Origin of the sequence: Neobacillus nitrireducens, from assembly GCF_030915405.1 — a bacterium.
GTDB lineage: Bacteria > Bacillota > Bacilli > Bacillales > Cytobacillaceae > Neobacillus.
In genome coordinates this window covers 3,627,792-3,649,053 of sequence record NZ_CP133262.1, presented here as the reverse complement: position 1 = coordinate 3,649,053, position 21,262 = coordinate 3,627,792, and the positions used below count along the sequence as shown (strand labels likewise).

The window sequence follows — 21,262 nt, the reverse complement described above, 5'->3', positions numbered from 1 at the left end:
AGAGAAGCACCCAGCCTATTAGGTGGTGCTCCTCGTCCCTTCATTAAAATTAAGGTTAAAATGCAGCCACTTTTTCTTTTTCACTCTTTAACTTTTCAATTTCCTTATTTAGCACTTCATCGCTCACAAAATTATTGTAGGCTTCGTCAAACTGAGCCAACGGTGTCGAGAACTGATTTCCCGCCTGTACTTCTGCTTCCATCATTAAGATCCGGTCTTCAGCACGTGCTACTCCTCTCGCGATATCATCTGTATTGAAGGAAACCGTCGCTTTCTGAATCTGTTGCATCGACTGCGCCACATTGGCACGTGAAGCGAGCAAGATTTTCTTTTGCTGCAATTGATTGTACGTTTCCTTTAGCTCGTTTAATTTTTCAATAAGGATTTGAGTTTGTCCTTTAATCGATTCTAATTGGCCCACATATAGCTGTAACTGATTTTCTTTCGTGAGTTTTTCTTGGACGGCTAGTTTTGCCATCGCCTCATCGCCTTGTTCAATCGCCAACTTTGCCTGGCGAGTACGCTTGTCCACCAACGCTCGTGTTTCAGAAATAAGTGCTTCTGTTTTTTTCTCGGCAAAAATTTGTCTCGTGAGGGCTTTCTGGCCTTTCGTTATTTCCTGTTCCATTTCCCTCGAATACTCATTTAACATCACAATCGGATCTTCAATCCCGTCTAATAGTCCATTAATATCTGCCTTTGCAATCGTTTTGATTCTTTTAAAAATACCCATGTTATTCATTCTCCTTTTTAGTTAAAATATTATTTTCCCATTGGTCCAAAACGCTAGCATTTTGGTTGGTTACTGGTATATGCGAACCTACAACTGAGGTGTCAATAAACTGTTGCATGGAAGAAGCTTTCGACTTCTTTCTAAGCCATCTTACTACTAGAACGAGAAGTGCTAGTCCCATAATAAGGAAAAACCAAGGGGATCCGCCGTCATGGTGGCCATTCATCATCTCGTGGCCGCCAAATCCGCCACCACGCTGACCCATGCCGCCGCCGTGTCCATGAGGACCTCTAGCAAAAGCATTGCTTCTTCCAAAAAATAAGTGGAGTACGTTAATCATCAGTACCGAAGAGGCAATGATGACACCCCAAAAAATACCCTTTTTCACTCTTGTATCCATTTCTTTCATCCTCCTTTCGTTACTTGATGTAATGAATATTAATAGAGGATGGTGAAATCTTGGTGAAAAGGGAATCTAGTAATAAATTTTTCACCCTGTTCAATGGGCAGGGTTCTCATACTCCTAGGTTACCTATATACCTTTGGGACCCTAACCAACTCATACGTCCAAGAACATGCTTTTCGTAAAATGTAAAGGCTTCCATCAAAATGTTCATATTTTTGTCATATTAATTGTGAAGTATTTCACAAACCAGTGGTATACTAACACCATCAAGTTATTAAATATCAAAAAATCACTACTAGCTTAAAGGATACTAGTTTAATAAAAATTCCTTATATAAAGGAGATTATCATCATGGAAAACAGAAATAAAAAAGTAAATCGGGTTGTCTTAGTTGGAACAGGTGCAGTCGGCTGCAGTTATGCTTATTCAATGATTAATCAAGGAGTTGCGGAAGAGTTAGTTCTTATTGATGTGAATGAGGCAAAATCGGAGGGCGAAGCGATGGATCTTAACCACGGAATCCCGTTTGCTCCGTCACCCATCAAGGTCTGGAGCGGTACTTATCAAGATTGCGAACAGGCAGATTTAGTGGTGATTACCGCAGGATTGGCTCAAAAACCTGGCGAAACCCGTTTAGAATTAGTGGAAAAGAACACAAAAATTTTTAAACAAATCGTAAAAAACATTATGGCAAGCGGATTTGACGGAATCTTCTTGGTCGCAACAAACCCTGTTGATATTTTAACCTATGTGACTTGGAAAGAGTCCGGGCTGCCAAAAGAACGAGTGATTGGTTCCGGTACCGTATTAGATTCAGCGCGTCTCCGCTTTGCACTTGGCCAGCATTTCAACATGGATACAAGAAATGTTCATGCCTATATCATCGGCGAACACGGTGATACAGAACTTCCGGTTTGGAGCCGTGCCTCAGTTGGTGTGGAAAGACTGGAAGAACTCCCTGCCGGAAAAATAACCAATGAAAGTTTAGAAGATATTTTCGTAAGCGTCCGTGATGCGGCTTATCATATCATTGAACGAAAAGGTGCCACCTACTACGGAATCGGCATGTCCCTTGTTCGAATTACGAAGGCGATTTTAAATAATGAAAACTGTATCTTGACTGTTTCCTCCTATCTAGACGGACAATATGGACAAAACGATGTGTTTATCGGAGTACCTGCAGTCATTGACCGTGGCGGTATCCGTGAAGTCCTTGAAATAGAACTAAATGAACTAGAAAAACAACAATTTAACCACTCTGTTACAGTATTAAAAGAAACAATGAAACCAGTAATCTAGATCCAAAGGTTCCACAGGTCCACAGGGACGGTTCTCATGGTTTTTTTGGGGCAATAAAAACCACCAGCACCGTCCCAAGGTAAAATCACGAATGAAAGCAGATGAGGGTATGGAAACTATAAATCATTCAAAAAAGGGTTATTTTATGATGGCTGTTTTATGGCTGGCCTATGTAACTTTTGCGATGAACTGGGTGGCGGGTTCTTCATTGACACCGCAAATAACCGAGACGTTTTTCGGTGGACCGGTTGACCCGATTATTTCTCAATTAGTAAATTACTCGATTACGACTGCTCGTGTATTTGCTAATATTTTAGCTGCAATTGTGCTCATGAAATTAGGACCTCGAAAAGCCGCAGGGGTGGCAATTGGGCTTTTAATGATGGGGCTTGTCGCAATCTATTTACCGAATTATTGGGCTTATACAGTCGCAAGGATGGTTATGGCCGTAGGGGGCTCGATGGTTATTGTCTATATGAACCCTATCGTTGCTCACTATGTAAAAAATTCAAATGTAAAGCTGCGCATTAATGCGGCCAATACCGTCGCCTATAATGCCGGAGCCTTTATTGTCGCCGTCTTATTTACGATTTTTGCCAAGCAAATGGTGGCCAACTGGCGTTTAACTCTAACTTTCTTCGCATCGTTAACGATTTTGTTTTTTATCGCATGGCTTTGGAAAGCAGAGACCTTTGAAACAAAAGAATCGGGTGGGAAAGCTGAAAAATACGGTTATAAAGAGGCTCTCAAGGACGGATTTCTCTGGCGCTATGGCTTGGCTTTTGCTTCCTTTTTGACCTTGTATGTCCTATCGTTGGTGAGCTTTAAAGCGATTTTTGATCAATATACCTTGTTAAATGGCTCTGTAACCAACCTATTAATCTCAGGCTTTGGTATTCTCGGTACATTTGCAGGGATTCGAATCGGGAATAAGGGCGTGCCGCGGAAGCCCACCCTCCTGTTCTCAGGAATTGTCATGGTTGGGACCTTTGCCCTTGCACTCGTTTTTGCTAATAAAATTCCGCTTCTATCGTACTCCCTCATTTCGATATCGGGATTTGCGATGTATATCCAGTACCCAATCTTTTTGAATCTGCCCCATGAGTTAAAAGGGATGACTCCACAAAGATTGACAATTATGTTCGGACTATTCTGGGCAATCGCCTATGCGGGCCAAACCATTGCTACCATTGTATGGAGCTTTATTCTAGGCTCTTCCGGATACACGCCAGCAATGATATTCTTTATCGCAGTATCCAGTTTGTACATCTTCTTAGTGGCTACCTTCCCAGAAACACGGCAACAGGTAGCAGACATGAGAAAAGCAGCGTAACCAGGGGGACCGAATTCGATTGAATTCGGTCCCTCTTTATACGTCCCTACAGCACTAATGATTGAAAATTCCCATTTAATATCCTAATATGGAAGATAGATTTTATTGGAAGTTGGTTTATAGGTCCATAAGGGGGTTGGAATTAATAGAATGAAATTTTTTAATAAATTGTCCGATGGAATATCCGCACTGTTTATTACGATCATCATTTACGTGGTATTTTATGCAATTGTTTATATGAATCCTGGGGATGAAATGAATAGTGAGTTGATCGCATTCGCAACTTTTATCGCGATCACCTTTTTTATTAACTTCCCACTGTGCTGGTGGATTATAAAACGGATCCTTAAATCAAATCGTAGGAAGAATCATTGAGTCCAAGGGGAGTGTATATTACGTTTTTTCATCAGGCTGTTTCGACCACCGGACCCCCCTGTGGTCTTTTCTTTTTGAAAAAAACAGGGCTTTATCCACCTTTGTCGAAATATTCCATATACAACTGAAGCAGAGAGGGGAATATGATCGTTGAAAGAAGAACACAAAACCTATACACTGGTTGGTCCTGACAGAAAACCGTATAAGAGCTCCACTCCAGGAACGTTTGGAGGGTATCGCAAAAATAAAATATATGGTCGAATGGATTGTCGAGCAGCCTTACGTGCGATTGAAAAAGGAGGATACATCAACGAAAGAGTATTTTTTGCTGATGAACAAACAGCGATTGCTGCAGGATACAGACCATGTGGTGTGTGTTTGCGTGAAAAATATGTTATTTGGAAGGAAAATCGAAATTCAAATGAGGAAGGGATTTAAATGTACCAGGCTTTCATCAATGGAACTAATCTTTCCTATGACCGGATGGGCAGTGGTGAACCGCTTGTCCTAATTCATGGGTTAGGTGAACAAAAGGAAGGTTGGAAATTTCAACATCGTTTTGCAGACCATTTCGATGTTATTATCCCTGATTTACGAGGATTCGGGAAATCCAAATGTACTGAAGGTGAGGAAATATCCATAACCGCATTTGCTAGAGATATTGTGAGCCTATTGGATCACTTGGCTATTAAAGATGCGCATATACTTGGTTTTTCCATGGGCGGAATCATTTCGCAAGAGATTTATAAGATTTCTCCTGAAAAAGTAAAGTCTTTTATTCTAGCATGCACTATTTTCTACATTCCCACCTGGCTTGAGAAACTATTATCACTGAGTAATAAAAAATATGCCAAGATGACCGTTGAACAATTTAAAGAGGAAGCGACATTGCGGTGCCTTTATAATAAGAGCGATGAGATGATTCAAAAGGTTTTGCCAAATTGGTCCAATCATTTAGACGGTTTTCTGCCATCCTGGAAGGCATGTATACATATTGATTACCGGGAGACTCTGGAAAATATAAAAGTACCCACCCTGATTATTTCCTGTCAAAACGATAAAATTTGCCCTTCCTTCATGCAAAAAAGAATGCATCAATTAATACCAAATTCAAAGCGGTATTTGATCAAAAAGGCAGGTCATGTAGCGAAAATTGAAAAGAATGAGGAATTCAATAGGTGGTATTAAATTTTCTGTTGGAACACCAAGGGGACTGTTCTCATGCCCTTGATAGAGCTTTATGACAATCCAACCTTCCCCCATCGCTCCTTTGGAAGGTTCGATGGGGGAAGTCATATAAAAAAATTACAACCACATACAGCTAAGAATAATTTTAATAAAGGATGTCATGTTTCCAGCTGCAATTCATAAAGCTTATTGGCCAAGGTCTCGATGAATTCAAGCTGAACGAGTTGCTGCCGCCATTGTTCTGGAATCATCGATACCCCATAAAAAGCTCCGGCTAATTGTCCATAGATAGCTCCCGTTGTATCGGCGTCATCTCCTAAATTAACAACTTTCAATACATAAGCTGGTTTCCCTTGGTCAAACAATACATTTACCAAAAATTAACTTGATTTTTCATAAAATTAAAAATAGGATATAACTACATCATTGATTCTTCTCTAATCAAGTTTTACTCATAGGATCTATAGTTAAAAAAGAGGGTGAGGATGATTTCCATGGTAAAGGAAAAAAGGGATTTTGCTTCTGTATTAAGGATGATACCTAAGATTCTCCAGGTGTTTTTAAATGTTTCTCTCATTCTTTTAGCCATTATTCTATCGATTCTACTCATGAAGGAATTAATTATTTTCAGCCGTATTTTGATTGAAAGTGGCAGCGATGACTATAAACTTTTTCTGGATAATATCCTCATCTTCTTTTTATATTTTGAGTTTATTACGATGATCGTTAAATATTTCAAGGAAGAATACCATTTTCCGATTAGATACTTTATATACATTGGCATCACGGCAATGGTAAGAATAATTATTGTCGACCACGATCAGCCTGTAAATACCATGCTTTATTCCCTTGTCATCTTAATCCTAATCATTGGGTATTTTATCTTAAACTTAACCCCTCGTGACCGACCTGATAGTAAATGGTTCTTTAATAAAAATAATGCTTTAAGTCGTTAAAAGGAATTCAGAGAGAAGCTTTCATCTTCACCGCAACACACTAACCATTATAAAAAGATAAAAGGAAGCAGGCACATCTTTATGAAAGATGCAACTGCTTCCTTTTAACTATTAATTCAAGCAATCAAATAAACTAACATTTTTATTGAACACCCTCTATTTCATTCACATGCAAGCGAATATCTTTCTGACCTTCCCCCATATTTTTCACCCTTAGTTTTCCTTCATATAAGGACAATCCTGTTTTTAAATCACGAATGGAAATGTTAGAGCCATTCTTGGTTGAATGAATGATATATATTCTTCCATTCATTAACTTAATAAATGAGGCACCTTCACCATCTGTATTATTTGGTAAATCTACAGTCAGTTTTTTACCCCATTTCTCTTTTTCAATATCATACTGGTTTACTTCTAAATGATCCGCTGACTGAGATAGTAGAAAGATTGTTGAATGAAAGATCGCAGATAGGTCACCCAGAGTTCCACGGATTTCATCAGGAACCACTATTTTTTTCAACTGGTTCTTTTCAATATCGTAAACCATGACTTCATTGGCAACTAAATTAGGTGCACCGTCCATTACCATTTCTCCCACAGCTGGGACCTGCTTATCTTCATACGTCTCTGTCTTAAACAAAAGATATTTTTCGGACTGAATCGAATGAGGATCATTGATCATGATAATATCCGACCAGCCATTCCCTGCCGCTGGAACCGTATGAATCCTTTCATCCTTCACTAATTTTCGTTCGTCGAGGTTAATCGTGTATCCATTCAGATCATTTCCGCCCTCAGTCCGAAACCCGCGTGTAATCACCTTTAAGTTACGTTCTGAGGCTTGAACATCGAGAACCTCTATCCAAGAGTAATTTCCTTTTTTCGGCACAGCTAACTGGATGGAAGTAGTTTCTTCTGATTTTTTATTTAAAATTTCAATATCAAATTCCTTTGCTTTTATGCTGGCGTAGGCTACTAGATTTTCATTTTCATAAAAGTAATTGGGCATTAATTCCTTCCCCCGCATAAAAGTCCGATGCTGTTCGATTAATTTTTTTAAAACAGGCACGGTGTAATTCCTTTTTAGTTGTTGAAACAGAGATTGATTATTAAGTTGAAGGGTTTCTATATTTGTCATTTGAAGGGATTGAAATAGGTTACCAACTGTATAATCACCATAAAAAATGACATTTTTCACTTCCTCTTCATTTCCGCTTACTTTTTCGAATTTAACTTTTACATTCCCTTTGGCAGCCAAACTAGATTGGATATAGAACGTTCCAATCACCAGCACCGTAACGATGCAAACCGAGATGATTTTCCAATATCGTTTCATTTTCGTGCCCTCCTATTAAACTCTTACTTTTTTCGTGATGAGGAAATTTCCTATCCATATAGCACCCATCAAAACAATCAAACCTGTTGCTAATTCCATAAAAAAGAGTTCCAGTGGGTAAAAGTAATTTCCTAGAATAAATTCATTCACTAATATGGGAGCTAAGAAGATTAGTAGAGAAGCGGCGCTATAGAGTATCCCGTAGAACACTCCTTTGATCCGAAAAGAACGTTCAAATAAAATAGCCGTAAAAACCATAAATACAGCAGCCATGCCTCCGACATAATAGAGAATAAATTCACTAAACGTATTTGGAAATATGATCATTAAATTAGGTTCTTTAATTATTTCATACAGCGAGAGATTGGTAAGCAACTCATTCGGAACGATCCGCAGTAACAATTGATTTTCGATCGGTAATAATAGGAGCTGCAAGGCAACAAGACCTAAAGTCAATAGTAAAATTGTTGTCGCTTTTGCTAAATAGATATGGAGTCGGGCAGTCGGCAGCATGAGCAAACGATAGATAAATGTATTTTTTCCAAGCCAATCCCGATACCAGATAAAAAAAACATAAATGATTAACACCACCAAACAAAGACCAATCGGGCCCATAAACCATAGAGTCTGAGAAATATTATGAAAAGATAGGGTCCCATTTTGTTCGATAAACTTACTCATCGGCATGGATTCCTCGTAAATCATTTTATTTGCTTGATTTACATAGTCTCGTGATACAACAGTCACGCCAATTAATTGGGATAGAATCGTAATTCCTATTAAAACGATATATAGCTTCAAAAAACGATTAAACTCGAAATTGACCAACTTCAAATAACGACTCATGCTTTATACACCTCTCTCATGACATCGATAACCGATTTTCCTTCACTTTCTCTGACCTCTTCGGTATCAAATTCCTTTAACACGACTCCATGATCAAGTAACACGACTTTATCAATGAGATGTTCGATATCATTAATTTCATGTGTGGTGATGATAACACCACGGTTCTCGATAAGATGGCTCGTAAATACATTAGCAATTTGCTCACGGCTAAATATATCAATCCCTGAAAAAGGTTCGTCCATTAAAACATAATCCACATCCATCGCTAAACCGAGCAAAAGGTTCACTTTTGCGGTATTGCCTTTTGAAAGTTCAGAAATGCGATCACTTTCTTTCAGCTTGAAAAATTGGAGCAGTTCGCTTGCCCTTTCCTGATTCCAGCAATCGTAAAAATCAGCCATAAAGGTAAACGCATCACTTATTTTCATTTGGGGAAGCATCGTAATCGTATCAGGGATAAAGGTGATTTTTTCATAGCTCCCTTTATGAATTTTTTCACCATTTATTAATATTTCACCATCATCAATAGGGGTTAGGGCCATAATCGCTTTCATAATGGTTGTCTTCCCTACACCATTAATACCAATTAAACAAGTAATCTTCCCTTTTTCAGCCGTAAAAGAAACTCCATTCAACACTTTCTTCCGGCCAAATTTTTTCGTTACCTCTTTCACTTCAATCACATAAATCCCCCCTATTCATTACTTTCTCTGTCATACTTTGTTTTCACTAAATTCAAGACCTCATGTAAAGGGACATTGATAGTGCGAACGGAATCAACAAATGCATCCACTGCCTCTTGAATCAATTCCTCTCGCACCATTTTCAACACCTGCTCATCTTTCGTAATACGACTTGGTAAGTTTCCTTCCGTAAAAATCAACCCCTGTTCCTCCATTTCTTTATACGCACGCTGCGCTGTATTTGGATTAATTTTCAGCTGATTCGCTAATTCCCTTCTCGATGGAATCTCTTGACCTGGTTCAAAAAGACCTGTGGCAATTTGTTCTTTAAAATGCCGAATCACTTGAACATAAACAGGATCCCGATTGTTAAACTTGACATCCATAGACCCAACTCCCAAAACATAATAGTTTCCTACCTGCTGTATTATTTGGTTAATACAGTTGTTACAAAAAAAAGCAGATTCCGTGTATCTTACTGAACACTGGTCCAATAACCGACTGTATTAAGTGCTTGGTACATTTAGTGTAGACTAAGGGTGTTATATTCATAAAACTGCTTCACACTTGGAATGTATTAAGCTAATAATACACCTGATAAAGTGTATTATACATACAATACACTATTAATGCAATAGAGTTTATTCGGATTCCCGTGAGTTCGCCTTTTTTCCTTCGAAGGGCATTAGTCGCTTTCACCAGTTCCCGTTGATTCGCCTTTTTTCCTTCGAAGGGTATTAGTCGCATTCACTAGTTCCCGATGATTCTCCTTTTTGCCTTCGACGGGTATTAGTCGCTTTCACTAGTTCCCGTTGATTCTCCTTTTTGCCTTCGACGGGCATTAGTCGCTTTCACTAGTTCCCGTTGATTCTCCTTTTTGCCTTCGACGGGCATTAGTCGCTTCCACTAGTTCCCGGTGATTCTCCTTTTTGCCTTCGCCGGGCATTAGTCGCTTCCATTAGTTCCCGTTGATTCGTTTTTTTGCCTTCGACGGGCTAAAATTTGAACATTCTGTGACAAAAGGAGATTTACTTTTAACTTTTAGGATGAACCATTACATACATCACTATTTACTAGAAAACCCTATTGTTACAATGGGTGAAATTATGCTTCACTTAAAAAACGTAATGAAATGGGGTTATTTTTTTGAACTTTCCACAATTGAAAATAGGTCATATGATGCCGAAGTTTCCAATCATGCAAGGTGGTATGGGTGTAGGGATTTCCTTAAGTGGACTCTCTTCCGCCGTAGCGAATGCTGGAGGAATTGGGATCATATCAGGAACCGGGATTACCGTCGATGAAATGAGATCTCATATAAGGAAGGCCAAGGAGAGTATAAAGGATTCCGGCTATATTGGGGTAAATGTTCTTTTCGCTATGAATGACTTTGCTGAAAAAATGAAAGCCGCCATTGATGAAAAGGTTGATTTCATCATATCAGGTGCTGGAATTTCAAGAGATATGTATGCCTGGGGCAAAGAATCCGGAATACCCGTCATATCGATTGTGTCTTCGGCGAAGCTCGCTCGATTGTCAGAACGTCTTGGTGCTTCAGCCGTTGTTGTAGAAGGTCATGAGGCCGGCGGACACCTTGGTACGGAAAGACCTTTATTTGATATTTTGCCAGAAGTGGTTGAAGCTGTTAATATTCCAGTTATTGCTGCTGGAGGAATTATGACTGGAGAAGATCTTGCCAGAGCTTTTCGTGCAGGTGCGTCTGGGGTACAGATGGGAACTAGATTCGTTGCTAGTGAAGAGTGTGATGCCCCCTTATCATTTAAAGAAAAATATGTACATGCCAAGCAGGAAGATACCCTCTTGGTAAAAACAACTGTTGGTCTCCATGGTCGTGCAATTAAGAACCAGTTTACTGAACTTATTTCTGATGATAAAAAGGTAAAAATTAAAAAGTGTATAGATTGCCTAAAAAATTGTTCTTATCGTTTTTGTACGCTAGATTCTTTGATCACATCAATGAATGGAGATTGCGAGAATGGGCTTGTTTTTGCGGGGGCAAGAGTACATGAAATCAAAGAAATCCTGCCAGTAGAAACAATTATCAACAATATTATGAGTGAATATAAAGCTTGTATGTGAATTTAAATGCCAAGGGGACGGATCTTATGGCTCAATATTGGTCAACTTCGACCAATAAAAAGCCGGCAGAACCGTCCCCATGGGCAATTATCTTACTAATTCTTTAGCTGCTTGTGCTGGAAGTACGGTTTCTACTTCTGCGTGTGGACGTGGGATCACGTGGACGGAAACTAATTCGCCAACACGCTCTGCTGCTGCTGCTCCTGCATCTGTTGCTGCTTTAACCGCGCCTACGTCTCCTCTTACCATGACAGTTACAAGGCCGCCGCCAATATGTTCTTTTCCAATCAGATAAACATTTGCTGCTTTAACCATGGCATCTGCTGCTTCAATTGCTCCCACTAAACCCTTTGTTTCGATCATTCCTAATGCATCATATTTCATCGTTGAGCCCTCCAAAATAGTATTTTTTTTGCTGACAAATACACGAATTCTATTAAACTTAGACAGTTACAGATTCCTTAACTGCTTTCTCTCCAGGAAGAATACCTTCCATTTCTCCGTGTGGACGTGGGATCACGTGAACGGAAATAAGCTCTCCTACGCGTTCTGCTGCTGCAGCTCCTGCATCCGTTGCCGCCTTAACGGCACCAACATCTCCTCTTACCATGACAGTGACCAAACCGCCGCCAACAAGTTCTTTTCCGATTAAGTTAACATTTGCTGCTTTAACCATGGCATCTGCCGCCTCAATTGCAGCAACCAAACCTTTAGTTTCGATCATTCCTAATGCATCGTATCTCATGTTTTATTCCTCCAAAATGGTTATTTTATGATTTTAACTTTTGTAGATGATTTAGCACCCATGGCATTTGCTTCCTCTGTGTCGATATGGCATTCCAGCGAAGAAGTGACATTTGCCCGTATCGCTACATTATTTAAAATACCACCGCGCGGACCATTAAACTCAATCGAAACAATCTGTTTGTCACGAACACCCAGACGCTCAGAATCAGTGAGGTTCATATGGATATGCCTTTGGGCAATAATTAGACCCTCAGTAAGCTGCACAGACCCTTTTGGTCCGATAATGGTGATCCCTGGTGATCCCTTCAATTGGCCTGACATTCTTGGCTGTGTGGCCATTCCAAGCTTAAAGGTATCACCTTCAAGAATTTCCACCTGCGTCTGCTCGCGAAGAGGTCCAAGAATTCGCACCTTTTCAATTGCACCTTTTGGACCGCATATAGTCACGGTTTCATTACATGCATACTGTCCAGGCTGGGATAAATCCTTTGTTTTTTTCAGCTGATACCAATCTCCAAACAAGCTATATAAATCATCCTTGGATAAATGAATATGCCGATTAGAAAACCCGACTGGAATATCGAAGGAATCTACATTTACCTCTGCCGTAGTGGATGCGGCAACTTGAGGCACCTCTTTCACTGCTGTAGAAGCCTGATTGGATTGTAGCGCCTCCATTAAAAGTTGTAGAACATTCTCATATTTGTCCATTGGAACTTACCCCTTCGCCATTGCTGTTACTAACTCGTTGATGAGCTTGACAAGCTGTTCATTATTTGAAAAGTCTGTGCCAATATTCCCTTTTAAGGAATCTGCCTCTTCATGACTGCTTTCACAGCTAGTTAATGATAACTCAGGATAGTTGAACGTCGGGTCAGCAGAGGCTAATGTGCTGCAATCCCTTAGTCCGTAAGCCACTCTCTTAATATTGATCAAATGGACTGGGCTGACATTTTCCGAAACCGAGCTGCCACCCCATGTTCCGCATCCCAGTGTGAAGGAAGGCATAAGTCCGGTGCTTGCCCCAGTAGCTCCCTGCGTACTGCCAGTATTCACCAATATCCGCGATGCCGGTTTCTTAGCAAACTTCATGACGATATCTTTATCTTGAGTATGAAGGCTCATGCTGTGGCCGATACCGTTTTGAAGCAGTTGAATACAAAGCTGGCATGCTTCTTCCCAATCTTTTGCGGTATAAAAAGCAAGAACAGATGTTAGTTTTTCATAGGATAATGGATAAGCTGGGCCGACCCCCTTTTGCTCTCCAATCAGAACTTTGGTTCCTTCCGGAGTGGAAAACCCTGCTGCGGCTGCAATCACCTGTGGTGATCTTCCAACATACTTTGCATTCATGGCATGTCCATTTTTAAAAAGTAATTCACAGACTTTTGCTGTTTCTTCAGGGCTCATAAAATAGCCACCCTGCTTTTTGAATTCTGCTATCACCTGCTCTTGGTTGCACTCTTCCACAATAACGGACTGTTCAGATGCACAAATGGTGCCGTAATCAAACGTCTTACTGGCCAAAATATCCTTCACGGCCTTTTGAACATTGGCCGTTCTCTCAATATAGGCAGGACAGTTGCCAGCGCCAACGCCAAGTGCCGGCTTTCCTTTACTGTATGAGGCTTTTACAAGTCCTGGGCCACCCGTAGCAATAATCATTTTCACTTCTTTGCATTCCATCAGTTCATTGGTTGCATTCATGCTTGGCAGCGAAATACATCCAATAATATTGGCAGGAGCACCCGCCTCTACTGCCGCCTGGTTCATGATTTCAGCAGCCTTCACTGTACATTTTGCGGCAGATGGATGCGGCGAAAAGACAATCGCATTACGTGATTTAATGGCAATCATCGCTTTATAAATCGCTGTTGATGTGGGATTGGTGGAAGGGATGATTCCCATGACCAACCCGACAGGCTCCGCCACATCCATAATTTGAGTCGCTTCATCATGCTGAATGATACCAATAGTTTTCAAATCCTTTATGGATTGATACAAAATAGTCGATGCTAAATGATTTTTGTAGGTTTTATCCTCTACTTTACCAAAACCAGTTTCTTCAACAGCCATTTTGGCCAGCAGGACCGCGTGGTCTTTAGCTGCTTTTACCATATTGCGGAGGATTTGATCAATTTGTTCTTCTGTATAGTCAGCCATCTGTTCCGCTGCTGCTTTTCCTAAACGGGCAAGATCTCTAACTGCTTGGATGGACCTTAAATCATAGTCGAAATTCTCCATTAGAGAATTCCCCCCTTTCACGTAATCTAGTCATCTATTTTTTCGTTGTTTTTTGGTAATAGTTCGTTAACTCTAAAAGCAGCGTTTTCTTATCGGCTTTCGATATGAATCGTCCTGCAATACCTAAGCTCTTATATTCTCTTGCCAGAGTTCGAAGATATGTTACTTTTAGACTGCCGAGAAGCTCAAGGGCAATGTCTAAACCATATTCGAGAACGATATAGTCAATTCTCTTCTTATTGATTTCCTTCGGGTCTAGTTTCAAGGAGTTTTTCCTATATCCTTCAACCGCTCCAGCCTGGTCGGCAGCTTTCTCAACAATTTCAGTCACTTGATCTTCGTCCACAGCTTCCACAACTGGTTCAGCCACTATATCTTCGCCCACTACTTCCCCAACTGGCTCTACTGATCTATCTTCAGCCACTGGTTTTTCTGACCCGATCAAGTCAGCCAATTCCTCGTTAGGCCGGGGAATGACATGTTGAGAAACTAATAGTGCACAATTTAGCTGCTCCACTGCAGCAGCCCCGGCTTCAACAGCTGCTTTTACGGCGCCAACATCACCGGTTACAGTGATGGCAACAAGGCCGCCGCCTACAACGGTCTTTTCGATAAGAGTAACGTTTGCCGCCTTAAGCATAGCATCGGCACATTCCACTGCTGCCAGGAGTCCTTTCGTTTCGATTAACCCCAGTGCCTGCATTTTTCCCCCTCCTTACCACTAAACAAGGTCAGCCCAGTTGGCCGGATATGTAGTATAGAATATTTTTGCCTTATCAGGAGAGCCCCAAACTACCTTGGAACCTGAAGGAACATAGAGAACATCACCAGGATAGGCGGTATAGGTTTTTCCATTAATGGAGACCGTCACCGTGCCTTCAATGACATAATCGATTTCCTCATAGGTTAATTCCCATTCAAAGCTAGATTTTTCTATGGTTAAAAATCCTGCACTCATCGAAGATTCATCTTTACTAATTAACTCTTGATAAAAAACTTTATTTGCGGGATTACCAGTATCAAATACATCAAATTTTACGGAATTTCCGCGAATCAGCTTCAGGCCGCCGCCATCACGTTCAGCCATATATGGTGCTGTAGGGAGATTTTCTACTAGTCCCTTTAACAGGCCTTTATCTGAAAGTGCTTTAAGCACCGTATAAATCATCTGGCTGTCTATTTTACCGCTGCTTGAATTTTCCAGTTTAGAAAGTTCTGATTCACTACTTTTTTGCTCTGTAGAAAATTCGATTCCAAACACTTTCGCTGCATCCTTAGCTGCTGGAGTAATAATGGTTTTACAATTGATATAAAGGACCTTCTGACCCTGTTTTGTCACAGCCTCCACATCTTTAACGCAGATTAATTTCTTCATATCTTCACCTCCTCATTGGCAAAAATTTATTGTCACGCCCCGACTTTGGTTCAGCCCTTTAGAATAGACTTGGAATCAGCCGGTCCGATACCGAGGCGATTACCTCGCAATTGACCAGTAATCCTTTTTCTTTTGCAATGGCCTTCCCTGCATCCATACTCGTATTCACCGCTGCCACATCACCGGTAAAAGTAAAGAATGCCTTGCCACCAAGCCCATTTCCCAAGCGAAGTTCAAGCGCCTCTACATCAGCCGTCTTTAGAATGGCATCGGCCGCTAATATCATCGATGCCAGGGAGAAGGATTCGATAATGCCAAGAGCCTGGATTCGATCTGGCACGGTCGTCCCTGCAATGGCAGGAAATACCGCAGGACTGACATTCGGGATAATCAGAGAATCAACAAAATATTCCTCTGCCAGCCGTTCGCCTGTTTCGACTGAATCAGAAACGGAAGCAACATCCCCATGAACGATGGCAATATATTTACCCGGGCAGGTAGATGAAGCCGTAACGATTTCTACATCCGAAATCTTCACCATCTGATCAGCCGCATACATTCCACGGGCAATGCTTGTAAATTCAACCACTCCAATCGCGTTTGCCATCACTGGTCTCTCCTTATCGCTATATAAGCATTTTCAGTTTCTATCACCGTTCCGGAAATACTGGCATGAATGGCCGCCCCTAAACTGTTTTCCGGAATTTTCCCGATCAGCTGGCCAGCGTCTACATGATCACCAACCGAAACGACTGGAATAGCAGGTGCTCCTACATGCTGGCTTTTTGCAATATAAACAACCTCTGGCTCAAGCGAAATATCGGTCATTGGAGCCGGTTGATCTAAATGATGCAAGCCCAATTTAGCCACAAGTCGTTTACTAGGAACCAAACGATATTCGCGGTTTTTGCGGGGCTCGAATGACGTCGGCACCGCTGTATGGCGAATATTCTTTTCGATTAATTTTTGTTTCAAATACTGATGGTTTGACTTCGGAAATAAGCCAATGGGGCAGGAGAACAATTCACACAAATTGCACTGCGAGCAAAGATAAACCATCGTTTGGTCTTCTGCATCCTGCAGGCTATAGTTGGTGACTCTCATCATCTTATGCGGCTGCAAGTTATGCCCCAGCAGATAACGCGGACACAAATCTGTACACATCCGGCATTGCTCGCATGACTTATTGACTCTCTTTGCCTGTTCCAGACTAGTTGTTTTTCGTTTAATCAAAGGATGCTGTTTTTTTAAAATTACTAAGCCCTTGGTTTTCTTAGTTACATAAGCCTCCATGCTTCTCATGACCGGTCCCATCATTGGACCGCCTTCTATGACCGAATAATCGGCAAAACTCTCAATACCGCTTAACTTGAGTACCTCGATCATTGGTGTGCCGACAGGAACCTTTACGGTCATGCGCTTCGGAATATCGCCGGCAATGGTGATAAACTTTTCCGTTACAGTTTTTTTCATCGAAGCATGGAAAATATTCAAAGCCGTTTCCGAATTGATGACGACACAGCCAACATGAATCGGAATGCCGCCCTCCGGAACCACCCTTCCCGTCAGTTCGTAGACCAAAATCTGTTCATCACCGGCAGGATAGGCATCCTTGAGCTCTTTAACCTCAACGAAATCGCTCAAGCCTAAGGCATCAATTCGCTCCTTCAGATTCGAAACAACGTCTTTATGCTTTCCTTTAATACCAATCAGCGCCTTCTCTGCGCCAGCCAATCGGCCGGCTGCTTCAAACCCTTTGATGATTTCATCAGGATAGAGCGCCATTAATTGCTGGTCTACTCTTAGTAGCGGCTCACATTCAGCCCCGTTAAGAAGGATATATTCTGCCTTTGCCGATAGCTTCACATGAGTGGGGAATCCTGCCCCTCCTGCACCAATAACGCCGGCTTCTCTTACCAAATCTAGCAAACTCAATTTCCCACCACCCTTATCACGTAAACTGGCAATCTTCATCGATGATCCCAACAACACAAGCATCAACCGGAATGGCATCCTCACCAAGCATTCTGCGGGCCGATGAGCCGGTGGTAACAATCACTCTGTCTCCGATACCGGCACCTATGATATCAACAACAACCATACGCTCCCCTTCATTGCTGCCACCGCCAATCACTTCTGCCAGCATAAACTTTAGACCGTTAAGTGATTCCGCTTTTCTTGTTGCCCATACATTATCAATTAGTATGGCGGTTATCATAAAACACACCTTCTTCCGACTTGTATTGCAGGTTTACAAATTTTCTATATGTTAGTCCATAATCTCCTGCGTGCAGCTAAGCGCAATTCCTAAAGGAGTGACAAACAATGGGTTCTTGGGCTTATGTGTGTATATTCCAGTCTTTTTCTCAATAATTCCCTCAATACCGGCCAAACAGGCAGTTCCGCCCACCAAGGATATTTCCTTGACGTCATAACCGCTGATATGGCGGGTGATGATCGATGAGATTTTTTCAATGACAGGCTTTAATACCGGCAGCAATTCCTTGTGATTCTTAGGATTCCGTTTATATAGATCCGCATCAGCAAAAGGGAGTTTATAGGCTCCGGCAATCACCAGCGAAAAATGAGTTCCGCCTGTCGGCTCATCCTCGACATAATCAACCTTGCCGTCCTTAAGAATGGAAATGCCGGTTGTACCGCCGCCGATGTCAACGACTGCACCGTTCTGCATTTTGAGAACTTCATTCGCAGCTGTTGGCTCATCGAGCAGATTGGTTATTTCAAAGCCAGCAGCCTGAACAACGTTCTTTACAGCTCCCGAGTCTATCGTCTCGGTTCCCGGTGGGATGGCGGCTGCCGCAAAAGTGAGTACCGTTCCTAATTTCTCCTCAAGCTCGCGCTTCATTTCTCGGACGATATTCACAGCACCAATGTAATCAACGACCATCCCGTCGCGGACGACATCAGCATAGCGGTAGGCGCCTGCTGCCGGACGATAGTTTTCATCCAAAACAGCTAAAACGACACAGGCGGTTCCCAAATCGACGCCTGTATAGTAAACAGAGGATTTACCTATGATGGGATGGTCAATGACTTTTTCAAAATCCTCTACCAGCCGATCACAGAATTCAAAGGTCAATCTTTCCTTAGACATTTGTTCCCTCCTACCGTCAGATGGATTAATTGTGAAAGACTGTTAATCATCTGATTGATCTTGCCTATCATAACTTCGTACCACTCTTTTTCTTCCTTACTGATATCACAGATCTCCTGCATCAGCGGCTCCATTTCCTGAAGCGCACAGCGAAGTCTATGTAAGATTAAGATCTCCCTGCCCTTTCCAAGCTGCATGTGAAAGTCTGTTATTTCAAAACAATCACCCAGATTACTGGAAAAATTGGATTCCTTGATTCCCTCGCATTCTGTACAGGGGAGGTTTTCTACAGTGCCATTGGATTTTACAGCACGAGTAATTGAAGTCAATTGTTTATAGATTTTTACAACCGCATGAGCCAAATCCACATCTTTACCCAGCAACTCCTCACAGGTTAACAAACACAAGGATTCGATTGACTTCATCCGGCTTTGAAACTGCAGCTTCTTCCAATCCGGCTTTACCTCCGGCGGCGCCTCGGCTTGCTTCTTCGTGACTTCCGTCTTTTTATGAATACTGGAATCTAGGAATTTAATTCCCCGATCGGATAAATACTGACGACCGCCTGGTGTAAGTCGTGCTCCTTGTCCTAACTCATAAATAGTAAAAGGTTCCTTTTTATATTGATTCCTCAGGTAACTTTCGGTAATAAATTTCATTTTCATTACCTATCTTTCTTTTCGAATAAACATTCTTTTAACGCTTGGATTCCGGTGCCATCCTGTACGCTAATTATAAAATAAGGGTCTGATGCTCCCGTTTTTTGAAGCTGTTTGATACAAAATTCTTCATTCTCCGGCCTTAGATCCGCTTTGGTAATCACACCAATAACAGGACATCTAAATACTTTGGCAAAACCTGGCGAATAGACCGCTGCTTTCTTGGATTGATCTACCAATATCAAGACATGTGAGGCATCTTGCATCGCAGAAATAAGATATTTATACATCCAGGTATTTTCAATATAAGGGCCCGGAACATCGATGGTATGCATTCCGTAAATCAGGTTCTGTGTTTTTCGGATGGGCCTCATTTCATCATTTAAGGCATTGACTAATGTGCTCTTCCCGCAGTTGGTCGGTCCGATGACCATGATCCGCTTCTTTCTCATGTCCGTGTTACTGGGGTTGTCACAAATCCCAGCATATTTTTGAATGTTTCATTTACGGCTTCAAGTGCCGTTACCACACTTTGGACATCCCCGCTAATGACGACCGAGCCTGTAAAGCGATCAAGAAAGCCAATTTCAACATCAGCCGTTTTTGTTGCTATATCGGCGGCAATAATGGCTGTCTCATAAGGTGTCAGCGTAAGAATTCCGATTGCTCCTTTTTCGTCTATTCCCAGCCGTTCATAAATATCCGGCATGGGGGATGCAATAACATGGGCAATGGTCACTTGTTTTCCCGGCACCGATTCCTGGATGATCCGCTCGATTGATTTTTCACCAAATGCTCCCATTTCCATTACCTCAATCTAGTAAACTTTTAGTGATTGACTACCTTCACTTGGAAGTCATATTGTTTAAACCAGCTTTCAATTCTCTCCATGTCCTCAGCCGTCATGCCAGGGTTTCCGGTAATTTGGTAATCTTTCCCGAGCTGATTGTATTTATTGACCCCGAATTTATGGTAGGGCAATAAATCAATTCCTTTGAAATTTTTATAATCCTTATAAGGCAGCAAGAACTGAATGACTTGGTCTATTTCTTCCCAGCTGTCGTTAATTCCTTTTAAAAGCGGCATCCTGATTCTCACGTTATACCTGCGTTTTAGCAGTTCAGACAAATTATTTAAAATCCGCTCATTGCGTACGCCCGTGTATTCGAAGTGCTCATCGGAATCCATGTGCTTCATATCATAAAGGAATAGGTCGGTAAACTCGGCAACTTGAAGGACAGCCGAAAGACTTGCATAGCCGCTGGTTTCAATGGCCGTATTAATTCCTTCCTTCTTGCAGGCCATCAGTAGATTAGCGGCAGCCTCAGGCTGCATCAATACTTCCCCGCCGCCCAAGGTGACGCCCCCGCCGGACATTTCATAAAAGGACCGATCCACTTCGACAATTTCCAACAGTTCTGAAATTGTTTTTGCTTCCCCTGCAATGGATAAGGCAGACTCAGGACAAACATCGATACATTTTCGGCAGCCAATACAATCAATGTCACGGGCTACCTCAAGTTTGGAGGTTCCTTTTGAAAGATTGAGCATTCCAACCGGGCAGACTGGAACACAAGCACCGCAATCTGTACATAAGCTTTGTTTTAACATGACTTGAATATTCCGTTCCAAACCCTCAGGATTTGCACACCACTTACAGCGCAGTGGGCATCCTTTAAAAAACACGATTGTTCTTACACCTGGTCCATCAAACATGTTATATTTCTGCACGTTGAAGATGAATGCTTTTCTTTCAATCAAACCTGCGGTTGTATTGCCCATACCCCTAATCTCCTATTGGTTATTTAAATAATTTTTGCGGCTGCCTGTCCATTTGCGAATGGGCAGCCGCAAGTCTTTTTGA

General features: G+C 41.6%; 27 protein-coding genes and 1 pseudogene. 7 read left to right on the top strand and 21 right to left on the bottom strand.

Features of this window, described 5'->3' with window-relative positions; translation table 11 throughout:
* Positions 1-55 precede the first annotated feature (55 nt).
* On the bottom strand, positions 56-733 hold the full coding sequence (locus RCG22_RS17620; RefSeq protein ID WP_308103995.1) for a PspA/IM30 family protein: 678 nt from the start codon (positions 731-733) through the stop codon (positions 56-58).
* 1 nt (position 734) lies between these two features.
* Positions 735-1,133 carry a hypothetical protein gene (locus RCG22_RS17615; RefSeq protein ID WP_308103994.1) on the bottom strand — a complete coding sequence of 133 codons (399 nt, stop codon included), beginning with the start codon at positions 1,131-1,133 and terminating at the stop codon, positions 735-737.
* 357 nt (positions 1,134-1,490) lie between these two features.
* On the opposite strand from RCG22_RS17615, the gene RCG22_RS17610 reads away from it, so the two are divergent.
* The 5 genes from RCG22_RS17610 (at position 1,491) to RCG22_RS17590 (ending at position 5,334) form a co-directional block, all read left to right on the top strand.
* Complete coding sequence (locus RCG22_RS17610; RefSeq protein ID WP_098263317.1) at positions 1,491-2,438, top strand: L-lactate dehydrogenase; 948 nt, start codon at positions 1,491-1,493, stop codon at positions 2,436-2,438.
* 91 nt (positions 2,439-2,529) lie between these two features.
* Positions 2,530-3,771, top strand: coding sequence for an MFS transporter (locus RCG22_RS17605; RefSeq protein WP_308103993.1), 1,242 nt, complete (start codon positions 2,530-2,532; stop codon positions 3,769-3,771).
* A 150-nt stretch (positions 3,772-3,921) separates the two neighbouring features.
* A complete protein-coding gene (locus tag RCG22_RS17600) occupies positions 3,922-4,146 on the top strand; it encodes a hypothetical protein (protein ID WP_308103992.1) in 225 nt (74 codons plus the stop codon).
* A gap of 150 nt (positions 4,147-4,296) precedes the next feature.
* A complete protein-coding gene (locus tag RCG22_RS17595; protein ID WP_308103990.1) occupies positions 4,297-4,584 on the top strand; it encodes an Ada metal-binding domain-containing protein in 288 nt (95 codons plus the stop codon).
* A complete protein-coding gene (locus RCG22_RS17590) occupies positions 4,585-5,334 on the top strand; it encodes an alpha/beta fold hydrolase (protein WP_308103989.1) in 750 nt (249 codons plus the stop codon). It abuts the gene before it with no gap.
* 158 nt (positions 5,335-5,492) lie between these two features.
* Here the strand turns inward: RCG22_RS17590 and RCG22_RS17585 are convergent, their stop codons facing one another.
* Entirely contained in the window at positions 5,493-5,711 is a 219-nt protein-coding gene (locus tag RCG22_RS17585; RefSeq protein WP_374049377.1) for an ADP-ribosylglycohydrolase family protein, read from the bottom strand.
* 117 nt (positions 5,712-5,828) lie between these two features.
* On the opposite strand from RCG22_RS17585, the gene psiE reads away from it, so the two are divergent.
* Positions 5,829-6,290 (top strand): phosphate-starvation-inducible protein PsiE, encoded by a 462-nt coding sequence (psiE, locus tag RCG22_RS17580; protein WP_308107197.1) that lies wholly within the window; start codon positions 5,829-5,831, stop codon positions 6,288-6,290.
* Between the two features lie 142 nt (positions 6,291-6,432).
* On the opposite strand, the gene RCG22_RS17575 is transcribed toward psiE, so the two are convergent.
* From RCG22_RS17575 to RCG22_RS17560, 4 genes are read right to left on the bottom strand one after another with little or no spacing between them, the layout of a single operon-like run.
* Entirely contained in the window at positions 6,433-7,626 is a 1,194-nt protein-coding gene (locus tag RCG22_RS17575; RefSeq protein ID WP_308103988.1) for a hypothetical protein, read from the bottom strand.
* Between the two features lie 15 nt (positions 7,627-7,641).
* Positions 7,642-8,472 carry a hypothetical protein gene (locus RCG22_RS17570; RefSeq protein ID WP_308103987.1) on the bottom strand — a complete coding sequence of 277 codons (831 nt, stop codon included), beginning with the start codon at positions 8,470-8,472 and terminating at the stop codon, positions 7,642-7,644.
* A complete protein-coding gene (locus RCG22_RS17565; protein ID WP_308103986.1) occupies positions 8,469-9,158 on the bottom strand; it encodes an ABC transporter ATP-binding protein in 690 nt (229 codons plus the stop codon). Before RCG22_RS17565 ends, RCG22_RS17570 begins: the two co-directional genes overlap by 4 nt.
* A gap of 11 nt (positions 9,159-9,169) precedes the next feature.
* A complete protein-coding gene (locus RCG22_RS17560; protein WP_308103985.1) occupies positions 9,170-9,544 on the bottom strand; it encodes a GntR family transcriptional regulator in 375 nt (124 codons plus the stop codon).
* Between the two features lie 760 nt (positions 9,545-10,304).
* Between RCG22_RS17560 and RCG22_RS17555 the strand changes: the two genes are divergently transcribed.
* Positions 10,305-11,258: an NAD(P)H-dependent flavin oxidoreductase gene (locus RCG22_RS17555; RefSeq protein WP_308103983.1), complete on the top strand. Its 954-nt coding sequence runs from the start codon at positions 10,305-10,307 to the stop codon at positions 11,256-11,258.
* Positions 11,259-11,345: 87 nt separating this feature from the next.
* Here RCG22_RS17555 and eutM (RCG22_RS17550) read toward each other — a convergent pair whose 3' ends face one another.
* The 14 genes and pseudogenes from eutM (RCG22_RS17550) to cutD form a co-directional block, all read right to left on the bottom strand.
* A complete protein-coding gene (gene eutM / locus RCG22_RS17550; protein ID WP_098263328.1) occupies positions 11,346-11,642 on the bottom strand; it encodes an ethanolamine utilization microcompartment protein EutM in 297 nt (98 codons plus the stop codon).
* Between the two features lie 58 nt (positions 11,643-11,700).
* The gene (gene eutM, locus RCG22_RS17545) at positions 11,701-12,003 is read right to left on the bottom strand and encodes an ethanolamine utilization microcompartment protein EutM (protein WP_098263329.1); all 303 of its coding nucleotides are present in this window, start codon (positions 12,001-12,003) and stop codon (positions 11,701-11,703) included.
* Positions 12,004-12,023: 20 nt separating this feature from the next.
* Positions 12,024-12,683: a phosphate propanoyltransferase gene (locus RCG22_RS17540; protein ID WP_308107196.1), complete on the bottom strand. Its 660-nt coding sequence runs from the start codon at positions 12,681-12,683 to the stop codon at positions 12,024-12,026.
* Positions 12,684-12,722: 39 nt separating this feature from the next.
* Positions 12,723-14,249 (bottom strand): acetaldehyde dehydrogenase (acetylating), encoded by a 1,527-nt coding sequence (locus RCG22_RS17535; RefSeq protein ID WP_308103979.1) that lies wholly within the window; start codon positions 14,247-14,249, stop codon positions 12,723-12,725.
* A gap of 439 nt (positions 14,250-14,688) precedes the next feature.
* Positions 14,689-14,952, bottom strand: a pseudogene (locus tag RCG22_RS25530) (BMC domain-containing protein); the annotation flags it as partial.
* 18 nt (positions 14,953-14,970) lie between these two features.
* Complete coding sequence (locus RCG22_RS17525) at positions 14,971-15,624, bottom strand: cupin domain-containing protein (RefSeq protein WP_308103977.1); 654 nt, start codon at positions 15,622-15,624, stop codon at positions 14,971-14,973.
* 58 nt (positions 15,625-15,682) lie between these two features.
* Positions 15,683-16,231 (bottom strand): BMC domain-containing protein, encoded by a 549-nt coding sequence (locus RCG22_RS17520; protein ID WP_166260014.1) that lies wholly within the window; start codon positions 16,229-16,231, stop codon positions 15,683-15,685.
* On the bottom strand, positions 16,231-17,598 hold the full coding sequence (locus RCG22_RS17510; protein WP_374049376.1) for a 4Fe-4S dicluster domain-containing protein: 1,368 nt from the start codon (positions 17,596-17,598) through the stop codon (positions 16,231-16,233). The genes RCG22_RS17520 and RCG22_RS17510 overlap by 1 nt, the downstream gene beginning before the upstream one ends.
* The gene (locus tag RCG22_RS17505; protein WP_098263336.1) at positions 17,576-17,842 is read right to left on the bottom strand and encodes a EutN/CcmL family microcompartment protein; all 267 of its coding nucleotides are present in this window, start codon (positions 17,840-17,842) and stop codon (positions 17,576-17,578) included. The genes RCG22_RS17510 and RCG22_RS17505 overlap by 23 nt, the downstream gene beginning before the upstream one ends.
* A 51-nt stretch (positions 17,843-17,893) precedes the next feature.
* Positions 17,894-18,739: an ethanolamine utilization protein EutJ gene (gene eutJ, locus RCG22_RS17500; RefSeq protein WP_308103976.1), complete on the bottom strand. Its 846-nt coding sequence runs from the start codon at positions 18,737-18,739 to the stop codon at positions 17,894-17,896.
* Positions 18,721-19,404, bottom strand: coding sequence for a cobalamin adenosyltransferase (locus RCG22_RS17495; protein ID WP_308103975.1), 684 nt, complete (start codon positions 19,402-19,404; stop codon positions 18,721-18,723). Before RCG22_RS17495 ends, eutJ begins: the two co-directional genes overlap by 19 nt.
* Positions 19,404-19,850: a EutP/PduV family microcompartment system protein gene (locus RCG22_RS17490; RefSeq protein ID WP_308103974.1), complete on the bottom strand. Its 447-nt coding sequence runs from the start codon at positions 19,848-19,850 to the stop codon at positions 19,404-19,406. Before RCG22_RS17490 ends, RCG22_RS17495 begins: the two co-directional genes overlap by 1 nt.
* The gene (locus tag RCG22_RS17485) at positions 19,847-20,200 is read right to left on the bottom strand and encodes a BMC domain-containing protein (protein ID WP_098263339.1); all 354 of its coding nucleotides are present in this window, start codon (positions 20,198-20,200) and stop codon (positions 19,847-19,849) included. Before RCG22_RS17485 ends, RCG22_RS17490 begins: the two co-directional genes overlap by 4 nt.
* Positions 20,201-20,226: 26 nt before the next feature.
* Positions 20,227-21,180 (bottom strand): choline TMA-lyase-activating enzyme, encoded by a 954-nt coding sequence (gene cutD / locus RCG22_RS17480; RefSeq protein WP_308103973.1) that lies wholly within the window; start codon positions 21,178-21,180, stop codon positions 20,227-20,229.
* Positions 21,181-21,262: the final 82 nt, after the last annotated feature.